13 protein-coding genes and 2 pseudogenes are annotated in these 13,911 nt (G+C 38.2%); 1 reads left to right on the plus strand and 14 read right to left on the minus strand.

Translation table 11 applies throughout. The features are described 5' to 3' along the window. Positions 1 to 52 precede the first annotated feature (52 nt). The 9 genes and pseudogenes from CEF13_RS14705 to CEF13_RS14755 form a co-directional block, all read right to left on the minus strand. Entirely contained in the window at positions 53 to 439 is a 387-nt protein-coding gene (locus CEF13_RS14705) for a pentapeptide repeat-containing protein (RefSeq protein ID WP_102711472.1), read from the minus strand. A 766-nt stretch (positions 440 to 1,205) separates the two neighbouring features. After that, on the minus strand, positions 1,206 to 1,679 hold the full coding sequence (locus CEF13_RS14710) for a hypothetical protein (protein ID WP_102711474.1): 474 nt from the start codon (positions 1,677 to 1,679) through the stop codon (positions 1,206 to 1,208). 3 nt (positions 1,680 to 1,682) lie between these two features. Further along, positions 1,683 to 1,763, minus strand: a pseudogene (locus tag CEF13_RS29270) (helix-turn-helix transcriptional regulator); the annotation flags it as partial. A gap of 604 nt (positions 1,764 to 2,367) precedes the next feature. Next, positions 2,368 to 3,051, minus strand: a complete 684-nt coding sequence (locus CEF13_RS14725) for an MBL fold metallo-hydrolase (RefSeq protein WP_102711476.1) — start codon at positions 3,049 to 3,051, stop codon at positions 2,368 to 2,370. Between the two features lie 442 nt (positions 3,052 to 3,493). Then, the gene (locus CEF13_RS14730; protein ID WP_102711478.1) at positions 3,494 to 4,135 is read right to left on the minus strand and encodes a class I SAM-dependent methyltransferase; all 642 of its coding nucleotides are present in this window, start codon (positions 4,133 to 4,135) and stop codon (positions 3,494 to 3,496) included. A 565-nt stretch (positions 4,136 to 4,700) separates the two neighbouring features. Continuing rightward, positions 4,701 to 5,468, minus strand: coding sequence for a nucleotidyltransferase domain-containing protein (locus tag CEF13_RS14735; protein ID WP_102711480.1), 768 nt, complete (start codon positions 5,466 to 5,468; stop codon positions 4,701 to 4,703). A gap of 885 nt (positions 5,469 to 6,353) precedes the next feature. Then, positions 6,354 to 6,782: a hypothetical protein gene (locus CEF13_RS14740; protein WP_102711482.1), complete on the minus strand. Its 429-nt coding sequence runs from the start codon at positions 6,780 to 6,782 to the stop codon at positions 6,354 to 6,356. A gap of 92 nt (positions 6,783 to 6,874) precedes the next feature. Further along, entirely contained in the window at positions 6,875 to 7,309 is a 435-nt protein-coding gene (locus CEF13_RS14745; protein WP_102711484.1) for a hypothetical protein, read from the minus strand. A gap of 765 nt (positions 7,310 to 8,074) precedes the next feature. Then, positions 8,075 to 8,395, minus strand: coding sequence for a hypothetical protein (locus tag CEF13_RS14755; protein ID WP_102711488.1), 321 nt, complete (start codon positions 8,393 to 8,395; stop codon positions 8,075 to 8,077). A gap of 265 nt (positions 8,396 to 8,660) precedes the next feature. Between CEF13_RS14755 and CEF13_RS14760 the strand changes: the two genes are divergently transcribed. Further along, a complete protein-coding gene (locus tag CEF13_RS14760; RefSeq protein ID WP_102711490.1) occupies positions 8,661 to 9,686 on the plus strand; it encodes an IS1595 family transposase in 1,026 nt (341 codons plus the stop codon). Here the strand turns inward: CEF13_RS14760 and CEF13_RS14765 are convergent. From CEF13_RS14765 to CEF13_RS14780, 5 genes and pseudogenes are all read right to left on the minus strand, one after another. Continuing rightward, on the minus strand, positions 9,673 to 10,050 hold the full coding sequence (locus CEF13_RS14765) for a cupin domain-containing protein (RefSeq protein ID WP_102711492.1): 378 nt from the start codon (positions 10,048 to 10,050) through the stop codon (positions 9,673 to 9,675). The two genes, CEF13_RS14760 and CEF13_RS14765, sit on opposite strands and share 14 nt — an antisense overlap. Before the next feature lie 418 nt (positions 10,051 to 10,468). Then, positions 10,469 to 11,155: a DUF2711 family protein gene (locus CEF13_RS14770; protein ID WP_102711494.1), complete on the minus strand. Its 687-nt coding sequence runs from the start codon at positions 11,153 to 11,155 to the stop codon at positions 10,469 to 10,471. 117 nt (positions 11,156 to 11,272) lie between these two features. Continuing rightward, complete coding sequence (locus CEF13_RS28810; protein ID WP_166742996.1) at positions 11,273 to 11,434, minus strand: hypothetical protein; 162 nt, start codon at positions 11,432 to 11,434, stop codon at positions 11,273 to 11,275. A 528-nt stretch (positions 11,435 to 11,962) separates the two neighbouring features. Next, positions 11,963 to 12,481, minus strand: a complete 519-nt coding sequence (locus tag CEF13_RS14775) for a GNAT family N-acetyltransferase (RefSeq protein WP_102711496.1) — start codon at positions 12,479 to 12,481, stop codon at positions 11,963 to 11,965. A gap of 121 nt (positions 12,482 to 12,602) precedes the next feature. Continuing rightward, a pseudogene (locus CEF13_RS14780) lies at positions 12,603 to 13,690 on the minus strand (IS3 family transposase); the annotation flags it as partial. Positions 13,691 to 13,911 lie beyond the last annotated feature (221 nt).

Genomic DNA, 13,911 nt, shown 5'->3' on the forward strand with positions numbered 1-13,911 from the left:
CCTTATTTATTATCCTTATTTATTGAACTATCGTTACACGTTAGCTTAATAATTAAATGCGATTTCTGTCCTCGTTATAAAGAGTATTTTTAGGAATCGATTTCCCATTAAAACGGTAATCGGGATGATTCTCAATCAACTCTTTTATCAAAACACCATTTATTTTTAAACCATCAATTACACAATTATCTATCGTTAGATTTACAAGATTCGAGTTGGAAACCGTTGAATCCTCCAAGGTTCCAGAATCAAAGTTCAATCCAAAAATATCACATTGATTCATACGCATATCCCACCACGCATTACCTTCCAAATTTACTTCTGATAAATTGCTTGCTCGAACTGTGGAACCTGTTAAATCAACATGAACGATTTGGGCGTTTTTCATGTTTGCAAATCTTATTGTTGTTTCATTTAAGTTGGCATTTTCAATTTTCAATAACGGAGTTGGTCAAATCACCCGAATAAAATTTACTATTCGTTTCATTCATTTTGGTTACCTCCTATAATATGGTATTATTACATACTGCTATGATGATTCGCCGCAGTTACTCAACTATCCTGCCCGTTAGTCGAGAAAACGGCATCCAATTCTCTGGCTGCCGTTTCTCTGTATTTATGAGCAAACGTAACTCGTTAGCATTACTGGAGATCGTTATCTATCGTCCCTTATCAAGCTGAACAAATTTCACGAATAAGTGAGCCTTCGTGAGAAAACAAAATAGCTCATCGGCAATGGGAATACATTCTTGGCCTAATTCGGCAATCGGTACATATTCTTGTCATCCGACAACGGATGACAAGAACATTGTCCGATTTGCCCGATTGTTGTTTCCGCGCTCTGCTGTCTTCCTAATACTTCGTTTAAAACAAAATGAGTCGCATACCCATGCGGCTCATTTTAATAATGCAAATATTTAGTGGGAGCACACAAACCTAATACATGTTTATTAATATCCCTAGATTTCAACCCATCTATGGTCATGTTTTCTTGAGCATCAGAGTGAGGAATAAAAAGAAAGTTCCATTCCTTACCTCCACCTTATTCACTTCTTTCACTTGTCTAATAACTTCGTGGAATGTTCAGGATAACGATCACCTACTGCTGCGCCTACTCTATCGAAAAACTCCTTAACGTCCCTAGGCAACTCAGTGTCTATTGCAGCTTTATCTGCAATTGAAGTTATACTTTCCTAATCCGTTATTTATTCTTCATTACTATCTTTTGAATTGGCTTTACATATCGCATTTCTAAGCATTCCTTGTAAGAAGAGCGAGCCTAGAAGAATTATTAATAAAATCCACCATCCGACCGACTTAAAAACGTCCTCCGGAACCATAAATGTGTAACCACAATAAGTTAAAAACAATGCTCCTTTGAGTAATTTAAAGGTTTTTGCATCTGCTTCATTATTTAATGCTACGAGCCTTTCATCATTCTCTTTAATAAAGATGCTTCGCATCTTCTTGGAGGATTTCTTTATTCTTGTTAACTTTATGAAATAAACAAATGCCACACTTAACGGTAGAACTGATAATCCGATCAGTGCTTTATTGTTTGAAATAAGATTAATATCCAATTGTATAAATAGAAGCCCTACTGCCAAAAGTACGATACCAACAAACAACGTTACACCCATAATCACTTTAGCTTCTTTAACTATCTTTTCATTCTTCATATATCATTCCTCCCAAAATATATCATTCAATGTTTTGTTAAGTGCCTTGCATATTTCAATACATAACTTAAGGCTAGGATTGTAAATGTCAATTATATATTACGTTTTGTAATGTGATTTGAGAAGGCTGCAAAACGAAACTCAATAGCCCGTCACACACCTGTTCCTGCTGCTTTACTTCCTTTGGCGTTCCTCTTATCTTACTTAACCCATAATTCCCTATAGGCTCATCAAAACAGTCTACATAAATGACAAATGAGCTGCTGTGGCAGCCCATTCAATAAAACCGAGTTCTCGACCAGTCTGTGCTCCTAGACTAAGCTGATTCAGCAGATTGAGCATGAGCTCCATCATATCCTAGAGTGCATTCCATATGCCCAAAAGTTACTTGCTATTCATGGTGTTAATGGGACCAGATTAGTCGGTGTGCTGGGAGGAGCAGACCAATCCGGATGTTAGAGCCTTAGATCACTACAATGTCGAAGTGAAAAAGCTCATGAAAATGAAATCTATCATGAAATTATGCGGGAAAGTCACCGGCATGTTGCCCGCATGCTGGTCGGTTAGGCTAAGAGCAGTGAAGCTTACGGCTCGACGAAAGTTTTCCGCTAGCAGCTTAAGAGCGTCGTTTCACTGAATAATAAAGTTTTTAATTCGAGAGCTGAATATTTACGTTTAGCCCCAATTATTAAGTGAATTTCCCACCATGATAACAATAGTAAGTTTCAGCTTTAAAATTTTTAACCTGTATCAAAGACTGTTCTGCTCTCTCAACATTTAAACAAAAGTGTGGATTAGCAACGACCAATTCATGATTCTCATGAACAGCTGCATCACCTGTAATTACACTATTTAAACTTGGAATATATAATGAAATATGGCCTGAGGTATGCCCTGGTGTTACTACTACTCTACATTTGTTATCTAGAATCAAATCACCATCATGTACCTTTTTATCAATTGAAACATGCTTCAAATTCTTTAATTGCCGTATAAACCATTTACCAAATTCAATTTCTTCACTTGGCATATTTTCCAGCATTTCTTCGGCTTGAACCATTCTCTCTGACTTCATTTCACCACTAATGTATTTCGATTCAATTTCACTAGCTATAATGTTAATCCAAGGATACTTTTCTTTGAAATCATATAAGGAACCTATATGATCATCATCATAGTGAGTAATGATTATATTCTTTAAATTCTTCATTTCATATCCATTTTTTAAAATTTCATTTTCAATTAAAGTTAAAAAATTTGTATACCCTGTATCGACCAAGGTTAGTTCATTATTCAAAATAATTAAGCTAGGGTAAATGTAATTTTTTTGTCCATTAAATTCAAATTCAATTGGTAGTTCTAATATTTTCAATTTTCTTTCTCCATTCGACTTTATTATTCGTAAACAGTTGAGCAATACTGCCCGTTATCTTAATAAACAAGGAGCAGCTGCCACGGCAAATCTGCTCCTTATGTGATTCGACTATAGTTCCTCGTTAGCTCAACGTTTAATTGTATCCCTCCCTCGATGACCGCAATTTCCCCATAACTGAGGTATTCGTGAAGAGATTTAACCATCCTGCCCGTTAGCCATCTATGCCGCTCACACGACACCACAGATTATGGTAGTATTTGCGTTCTTCCATGGGAGCTTAATGACGTATCGTTAGTCTAAGACTTTATTTTCTCAGTTTATCAAGAGCTAAATTTATAAAATTCAGTCATAATAAAGGGTTTCGCATATTAGTCATGTATAATATGTGAAACCCTTTACATTTAACTATCGTGTCCAGTTAGTTTGGCGGCAAGTTCGCTTACACCATTACAGCAGCCAGTTCCCAACACCGTTTCGGCTTGCCGTAACGATGTAGGTCCGTCTCTCTGACCACTTCAATTCCCCAATCCACAAACAGCCGGCGCAAATCGCCCTCATCGAAAAACCGTTTGCGCCGCTCATCATGCTCATAATAGTTCGGCTCCAGCTCAACCCCAAGTCCGGCGCCATAGTGAACGTCGCCCACCGAGTTGAAGCGGGCAAGTAAAACGCCTTGCGGCTTCAGTACCCGGGCGATATCATTCACGATATTAACGGTATCCTGCCAAGCGAAATAATGTAGCGATAAGTCGGCCACGACCGCTCCGGCGCTTCCGCCCGCAAACGGCAATCCTGCAGTCATATCAACTTGCTTCGTCTCAGCCTCCGGGATGTGTTCGGCGATACGGCGTAGCGCCTCTTCCGAGAAGTCGCAAGCTAATACGCGGTACCCGCGCTCAGTCAAGTAGAGCGTATCACAGCCGTAGCCGCAGCCTAGATCTATAATGGCGTCTTTCTTCGCTCCGGCCAAAAACGGTTCATAGGCATCGAGCCATAAGTCGTAGACCGGCTTGTCAAGGGATAACCTGTTATACACTTGATTCCAATGCTCTTGATCCGGAACACTCGAACGTTTCGTCATGATACGTACTCCTCACGTTTTAATAAATTCATCAAAATGGTGTGAAATTGGTATATTTATCCATTTAAGTGTAAATTCGTGTAACTGATTATCCATGGAGTTCCTTGTCCCATGATTTATTAATATTTATTCAACTTTGTGCTGAATTATCCTGCCCGTTCGTTTAACAAAGAAAGGGAGCAGCTGCCGCAGCAAACTACTCCATGTTTGTTCAACTATCGTTCCCCGTTAGCTTAACAGGACCGAAGGCCGAATAGCCCGAAGCGTGAATGCGGTGTTAGCCGATGCTTCCTCTTCTTCGAGTTACCCACCGAATATGTCTTGATCTTCTTATGCCCTTATCCGATCTTGACCTTAGATGCTTCTGGCTTTGAGGGTTTACCCATATGTTCTTAACCTAGGAAATTTCGGCTAACGTTTTGTATTGACGACGTCCTGGCCCCTTAGAGCCGCTGCTTATAGTTGTGAGGCTTGCCGAACACCTAATGCAGTGACGTCCCGACGGGCTTAGGGGGCTGGATGTGGTCACTCGCTTCTCAGAGTGACCCCGAGCGTCAATATGGTGTTAGCCGAAGGAAGTTCTGGAAGCAGCCATTGTATTTAAGACGTTCTCAAAATAGCTATATACTTCATCTGCAATTCCAAGAAACTCTTCAACAGGTACATGACTATCCAAGTAACAAGCATACAGATAATCAACTAAAGCGGAGTCAATCTCACAATAGTCTAATATGGCATTTTTCATCTTAATAATGTCATCTTGCCATACACCTGTATCTTCTAAAACCAAAGAGTATAATGCACGAATTAATCTCTTAGAATAACCTTTAATATATCTAGTTTTCATTGTGTTATCACTAGCATTAGAAAGTAAACTATGTATACGATCTACTTCCTCCTTGGTCTCTGTATTTAAGTCTAAAATGAACTCTGGAGAAGTAATTATCGGTGGCACTCTTTCACCAACGTCATGACCATATATGCAAACACAAATTATCTTAATCCAAAAACCCCACTCATTCGGTTTACTTAATACATCGTCAATCGAGCAAATTATCGTATCAATCTTAGTTACTACTGGATATTCGTCCAAAAGATTGTCTTTAATATTTGACAATCTTTCGTAATCAATATCTTTGGGATTTACACATACAATAGTAAAGTCTGCATCTGACTTAAAAGGTTTAGCAGTTCCTTTTGGAATCGAGCCACACATATAAATGCTATGAATCTTACCTTTAAATTCAGTAAGTATATTATCTATATACTTATCAACAAAATCCTTATATTCACTTTGTATTACAATTCTATTTATAACTTTTTCTAATATCATAAAGACTCCTCCTAAACATGTAAGAACTTCTTTCGGCTAACGTTCTTGAATTCTCGACGTCCGACGGAGTCGGATGTGTCCGGCTGAATCTACTACTTGGCTTCTCAACTTCGAGGGCGTAGCCCGAAGCGTGATTGCGGTGTTAGCCGATGCTTCCTCTTCTTAGAGTTACCCACCGAATATGTCTTGATCTTCTTATGCCCTTATCCATTCTTGACCTTTATATGCCCATATCCAACCTTGACCTTCATATGCCCTTATCCGAACTTGACCTTAGATGCTTCTGGCTTTGAGGGTTTACCCATATGTTCTTGACCTAGAAAGTTTCGGTTAACAGTGTATTTACGAACTTCGCGAAAATTATCAATTTTTAAGTATTCGCGAAGTTATTGAACAATCCTGCCCGTTAGTTGAGAAAACGGCAGCCAGATTCATGGCAGCCGTTTCATCGTGTTTATTAAGCTATCGTGTCCCGTTAGCTTAAGCATTTATCTCAGTTGTCGAAAGAAAATAAAGTAGTAGACTGAAGTTCTTAATTTGACGCGGATTAGTGGAAATATTAACTCCAACATTCCGATAATAAGATGTAGACTAACTGTGAATTCATTTCTGCATTCCATCAATAAAAGAAAAAATAGTATTAGACTATCCTTTTGCTCTCTAGCCTAATTAGTCATCATAGCCGTCGAACACTTCACCTGTTTCTTCCTCACTGTAGTTACACAAGATTTCATCGTAGAAAAAATTTAATACCTCATGTTCTACTTCTTCTTCATATTTTTTGTCCATCGTTTTACTCCTTTCTCAATCGCCACTCGTCGATTTTTTGTTTCCGTGGTGAATAGCACTGTTCGCATAAGGTCTGTACCCACCTTAAATCCCTTCTCAACACTCCAGCTGATCCGCAACTTTCGCAACAGTCATAGATTTCATTTCCCATTTATGTACAATATTAGAAACATCCTTATAAAGCTCGGAACAGCTGGGTTTTGCCTTAAGACCGCCCCCATCAAGGGAATCAATGGCGTGAATACCAGGGTCATAGTATACCGGATGGTAATAGAAACGTAATTTCCCGAACTTTTCCTTTACTCGATCAACAACAATGTCTACAGGCAACCCAGCCCTTTCGTAAGCCTTGGTAACTTCATTGCAAAGCCCGCGCAACACCTCATACCACCCGTTCCCAAATTCACATCCGAAAGCACCAAATAAATCGCGTATTTCGCCACTTTTCTCCTGTTCTTTATAACTTTCTCCTCTCCTCATGAATGGAAATTCATTCGCCAGCTTTTCTTCTAATTCTTCTCTCATAGTCATCCCGCATTCATTGGTCTTTCTGTGCAAATGATATGTTGAAATTTCTTACTTTAACTTCATTTTCCAACTGCTCATTTCCGGCCAATCTATTCATCAACGTCACCCAAATCCTCCTTTGCCTCTCGAATATAGACTGCCGCTCTAGAAATGAATTTTAAGCTTCCATCTTTACTATGTACTCGCCTAACATTTCCCACCTTTTTTATTCGCACAAGTGAGTTAAACATTTTTCCCAAGCGTGCTCTTACGATAGATGGCTTTACATTTGCATTCTCTGCTTTTGCAATACAAATTTCTGAAAAAGAAGGCAAGTCGAACAATATAAATTCCTCACCCAACGGTCTAATATTTGCCTCTTCGATAAGTTTGCTTAATGCCGCTTCGTAATCAAAAGGATTTTGTAGGTATAAACCTTCAAGCAGACTGATAAGATACACATTTACTGTACAGTTATGTTGCTCAGCATCATTGCTTAAGAGTTCAAATAGGTCATCACTGATTGACAAATTTATACGTGCCATACAAAGCACCTCCCGAATCTATACTCAATCTAAATGTATATGTTGTGCAACCCTGCATTAAATATAGTATAGGATGGTTGTGCAAACATGTAAAGCTATAACGGAGCGGACTATTTTTTGATAAAATATTGCTTTTCGGGTCTGGGAGTCTAATGGTTTATTTTCTCAGTCTACAACTTTATTTTTCAGTCTAACACTTTATTTTCTTCGTACATCAGTTTCATGGTTTTAATGTCTTAGATTTCCACATTCGATACAGTCCAACAACTAGAAAGATAAAAGCAATAACTTCAATAGTTCTAGGAATGAAAGTCAGTAATGAGATCATCTGTCCAAATGTCATTCTCAGCGGTAGTGTAGTACGGTTCACATTATAAGAATCAATGAATCGACTTATTGTAAAAGGTGCAATAAAATCATAGATCTTCAGGAATATGATTATAAGAAAGAAGTAAAAGCCTGCAATGAAGTGATTTTTCCTGCATTGTATAAGTCCAAAAATTAATAAAAATAAGAAAAAAATCGAAACTAGAATTACAAAGAATCCAAATAAAACCTCCAAATTACCACTCCTTTAATTTTACATAATTCATCTATACCCTTACGGTATATTAATATTCTTATCTTACATTTACCCTGTGGAATAATTCCACTATCCTGCCCGTTAGTTGAGCAAAGGCAGCCAATCAATTTTTGTCGGCTGCCTTTGCTGTTCCTTTATGAACTATCGTTACCCGTTAGCATGGCGAAGTCATATGAGGGTTACTAACTATAGGTAATCCTATGACTCTCCACTTTTCCATTTAGATCGAATTGCAATTTAAGTAAACTGTCACTAACCCCTAAACCCGCTCTTCCTAAGTAGTAAACATACTCGAGAACTGGTTCATCTAGTTTCTCTCCAGGCTCACCTAACAAACTAATAATTTCGTTCTCTGTTTTTCCTTTAAGTTCGTATTTATCTAACAAATTATAAACCATACTATTTCTTTTCTCGGGATCCTCTAACCAACTATCTGTATTAAATTGATTTTGACATGAACAAAGAAATAGTACTGCTAACAAAGAGAGGATTATCTTTTTCACATTCCGCACTCCTATCAATTATCCGTTTTATATAGTAGACGAAAATGGAAAGTGATTGTTGCGTTAACTTGCCCGTTAGCAACGAGGCTGCCGATTTATGCCGGCAGCCTCGTCCTGGTGATTATTAAGCTATAGTGTCCCGTTAGTTTAGCCGTTCATCTTTTGATTAAGGCGGTTTTCTAAATAATTGTTGCTATTATGCGGAAGTTATCTGAAAGTTGTTATAATATCAATAATAACAACTTTCAGATGGGTGGCATTTCGAATGGCAAAAGAGTGGTTAGACCTTTACGCACAGTATACAGACTTGTCTGAGGAAGACAAAAGGCAACTGTTTGAAGCGATAAAGAATGATGTAAATGCCGGACCCAAGAAGGTTATTGGGATATTTGAAGGCATTCGTGAATCCCGTTTTCGGAACGGTTTAGCGTGTGTTCATTGCGGAAGTCTTCGTGTAAAGCGAAATGGAACATACCGTGAACGCCAACGATACTTGTGCAAGGATTGCGGAAAAAGTTTTAACGATATTAGCGGAACCCCTCTCTCTGGCACACACAATCCTGAGAAGTGGATGCGGTATTTTTTGATGATGGTTGAAAACAAAGGGAAGTTATTGCCCAAAATTGCAGTTGAACTCGATATACACGTTTCTACTGCATTTTATTGGAGACATAAGATTCTAAATGCTTTACGTTCATTAGGTCACACAACACTGCAAGGCATTGTGGAAAGTGATGAAACGTACATCTTGGAAAGTGACAAGGCCAAGAAGGGTGGCATTGAACATCGAAATCCCCGTAAGAGAGGCGGTAAAGCCCAAAAACGTGGGATTAGTGATGAACAAGTGTCAGTCGTGGTAGCACTTGATCGCAATGGTTCAATTTTTTCAAAGATAGCTGGACGTGGACGAATTACTGCATCTCAAATTGATGACGTAATGGGTACTCTTCTGCATGGTGACGCTGTGTTGTGTACGGATTCTGCAACCAATTACAAAGCTTTTGCCAAGGAGCATAAGATTAACCATGAAGTAATCAACATTCGAAAAGATGGATATGTGAAAAAAGGTATCTACCATATCCAACACGTGAATCGTTATCATGGTGAGTTGAAATATTGGTTGAAACGCTTTGACGGTGTAGCGACTCGCTACCTGGATAATTACTTGTTTTGGTTTCGGTTCCTTGAACTGAACAAAAACCAAGACGATAGATTGGTTTCCAACGCAATACTATTGGCATCGTGTCAGAAACCTAATTTTACTACGGTTCGGTCATTTAAAACGGCTTGACTGATGATGCCTCTTTAACAGTCATAAAAGATGAAGGGGTTAATTCTTCGCTCTCAATTACAATTGCAGTTAATCCATTTGTCGTTTTTGTTTCGTGCCATTCATCCTTCTCCCAAAAAACAGCATCTCCAGCTTCAACTTTAAAACATTCATTTTTTCCGCCTCTAACATACCCTTCACCAGCCATAATTAGGAGGATTTGAGGCACAACAGCTTGGTGATAGCCTATAATACCATTGGCTTCTAAATGCATACACCCAATATGAGCAACCTTTTCAGTTTGAATAATCCGAGACATAATAAAGTCGGAATTGAATTTTGAAATTCTCTTGCCAATCTCTTTATCAAATCTGTATAGCTCCATTGTTTTCCCCCTCTTTTAACTTTTGTCGCACTTAATTTTACCATGAAAAAGTAAGTATTATACAATTACATGATAATTAACAACAATCTTTTAGAAAACAGCCTTGATTAAACAAAATCTTATAGTCCCGTGCTTCTTGTGGATACCTTTCCTGTACACTCTCTACATATTCCCAAAATAATTTTTCGTCTCACTTTTTAGGATCATCAGAAAGCACCAAAGGTAAGTTATGAAATGTATCTGATAGCTCATTAATAAATTTTGTTGACTTCTCTGAGTTCGTAAATGAATGGGAGCGTATATCTACCAGTACGCTATACAGCAAATAAAAATAAGCACTTATCCTTTTATTATCCAAATGTTTCGCTCCTTTTCATGCGCCTAATTCCATAGCACCGCGCTATAGTTATCCGTTAGCTTAATCAATTTTGCCAAAATACCAACTAATGTACGTGTCTGGGGCACAAATCACTGCTTCCCATTTCTTTTTATTGATGATTTCTTCAATGTTCTTTTCTCTAGAGAGGAATAAGGTAATAAATGAGTCGTAAACACTTAAAAATGCATAATCCATTCCTTCATCCGTTATTACTAACTCGACAGGTGATAACTCACACATTTCCAGGTCTGTGACATTTTTTATTTTCAATTCACCAGACTGATCTAAAATCGGTTCAGAATACATTAAAGACTCAGCTCCATTAGAACTTAGAACGTCGAGGATATCGGGTATAAAAAATTCCGATATTCTGTCTTCAAAAGGATAGTAAAGATCTTTGGATAGATTGTTATTTAATAAAACTGCTAAATCTGGGCGAGCAAACTCTGTTTTAAATGCTGAGATAGATGTCTTTAGAGCAACAGCAATCTCTTCATAAGATTGTATCCCTGTATCATGCATGACTTCTTTCCAAGGCTTAGGTCTGCCAAGTTGTAATGACTCTTTTAATTCTGGATAAACATGCTCATATTCACTCTTTCGCTTCATGTCTGTCCAGCCTATTGGCATTTGAATGAACGGATTGAGTAATATCGCCGCGTTTGTAAACGGATGAGGTAGCTGCTCTAAGATAGGCGTTTCGTAATTAAACCATATGTAGTTCATGTAATCCTCCTTCAAATCAATAAACTACCGTAATCACTAATCACACTATATCATTGAACTAATCTGCCCGTTAGTTTAACAAGTAGCTTACATAATTAGCAGATAACTGAGAGCTCATTAATTCTTTGATTTCTCAATCGCTATTTTAACAGCATTCGCCAGATCACCAAGGTTAATTTTTTTTCCTACCACAATCGAATCATCTTCTTGATGCTCGTAACCATTGTATGGAACTTTATTGGTCGGTGTAATTACATAACCACTCTCATCATTCCACATGCAACTAATCAATTTCTTGTTTCGAACAGCATTAGTCCATCCTTTTATTTTGAAATGTAGCTCGATTGGTGTGATATTTATTAATTCATCTGGATTCTTGGTGAAACATTGATCAAATGTTAATAAAAGCTTCTCCTCTATACCTTAATCTGTATAAGGTGATTTTAGTTCATTAACAATGTTAATTTCCGCAATTCCAAATTTTTTGGAGGAACCTGTTGGAATCATAAACAAGTCTTTATGTTTGCTTACATAGATATTGACATTCTTATATCTGTGTTTTTTTAAAAGGTTAAAAAATTTCATTTTATTCATTATCCTTTCGCTAGTGCATCTTACAGCTAATATTTCGAGACTTACTGTTGGAACCCTTTTGATATCACCAAGCTATCCTGCCCGTTAGCCATCCATGCCGCTCACGCGACACCACGGATTATGGAAGCAATTGCGTTCTTCCATAGGAGTTTAATAAAATGAGCAGGTCACCGCAGCGCCTGCCCATCCATTATTATTCAACTATCGTACCCTTTAGTTTAAAAGTCGCAATCTTAAAATCATTAAGTCTTCATCGAAATACTGTTCATCAAACTTTAATGCATGTGGTTCTATACCGTAAACTTCAAACCCCAGTGAGACATATAAGCGTTTTGCTGATTTGTTATTAGACACAACCGTCAAATGAATCTGTTCCAACCCTTCACATTCTTTTGTTGCTCTTTCAATCAAGGCTAATAGAAGGGCTTTACCTACCCCCCGTCCTCGAAATAGAGGCTCTACGTACATACCGTAAATGTTTCCTTTATGTGCCGTCTTAAGCCTGTTTTCACGTGAAAAATTGACAATGCCAACTAATGTGTTACTGTCGTCAAAACATCCCAATGTAAATTGATCTTTTGTATGGTGTATCCTTTCTATAATGTGCCCCAGTGGTTTAGTTTCTTCTTGCTCATACGTTGATCCAAATGCATCGGGGTCATTTTTCAATGCACGCAACCTTACTTCTCTATACATTTGGGCATCAGAGTCATTCAACAGACGAATGTTCATTAGTCACTTCCGATCATTTATCAAATTGTTCTAAATAACACTTGCGGATTGAAGTAAACTGCCCGTTAGTTGAGCAAGGCAGTCAATCATGAAGTGACCCCTTAAAGTTAGACAAATATTTTTATGCAACCTGTTGGGCATGAGCTCGGTACTGTACCGGGCTCATGCCTTTTAACTTTGACTTGATGCGTTTGTGATTGTAGTAATCAATATATCGAGCTAGTTCTTGCTTAAAGTGATCTACACTTTCAAACTCATTAAGATAAAGAAACTCCGACTTCATAATGCCAAAGAAGTTTTCCATTACTGCGTTATCGTAACAATTTCCTTTGCGTGACATGCTTTGGGTAATTCTTTGTTTTTTCAAAGCATGTTGATACTGATTCATCTGATAGTGCCAGCCTTGATCCGAATGCAGGAGGAGTTCATCCTCGTCAGACAAGCGTTTAAAGGCCTTTGTTAGCATCTCGGAGACTAAGAAATAGGTAGGACGCGTCCCTATTGTGTAGGTGATAATCTCGCCGTTAAACAAGTCCAGAACAGGTGATAAATACAGCTTTTCACCAAATAACTTAAATTCCGTAATATCGGTAACCCACTTCTCATTTGGCCTATCTGATTGAAAATTATGATCCAGTACGTTAGGCGCAATTTTACCTACTGTTCCTTTATGGGAACGATATTTCTTCATGCGTACCACACATTTCAGACCTAATTCTTTCATGATACGCTGCACTTTTTTATGATTAACTCGGTTGCCCCGATTAATTAGTTCATCACGGATACGACGATAGCCATAACGTCCCTGATGTTCCTCGTATATGGATTGAATAAGGAGTTTCAGTTCTGCGTCTGGGTCGGGCTTACCAAACTGTTTCACCCCGTAATAAAAGGTGCTACGTGGGACTTCAGCGAGCTTTAGTAATTCAATCACCGGGAATTCGAGCCTTAATTCATAGACTACTTGCACTTTGTCTTGTTTGGTGATTTTTCCTTGTTTTGAACTAAGGCATTCAACTTTTTTTAGTAGGCGTTCTCCATACGCAAACGTTCTAATTCAGCTTGTAGAGCTTCAACTGAGCCCTCGGTAGGTTCTTGCTTCTTCGTCATTTTTTTGCGCTTATCTGTCATGAGTGAACGCCCCTTTTTCTTTGATTTTAGGGCGTTCATTCCATGTTCATTGAATTGACTGCGCCATTTTCTAATGATCCCAGGAGAGGAGATACCTGTGGATGGCCTTCAATTTCTCATCTAAACTGAATTTAGGCAAAAAAACTGCACCTCCATTGTTAGTCGTGTCTAACAAATGGGGTGCAGTTCATCACTTTTGTCGGCTGCCTTTGTTGTTGCTTTATGAACTCCCTCAGTACGATTCAATTTTCTCACAAATACTCGCTTATTCGCAGGATTTCACCCTTGCCGGAAATGCG

The organism is Paenibacillus castaneae, assembly GCF_002884445.1.
Taxonomy (GTDB): Bacteria; Bacillota; Bacilli; order Paenibacillales; family Paenibacillaceae; genus Pristimantibacillus; species Pristimantibacillus castaneae.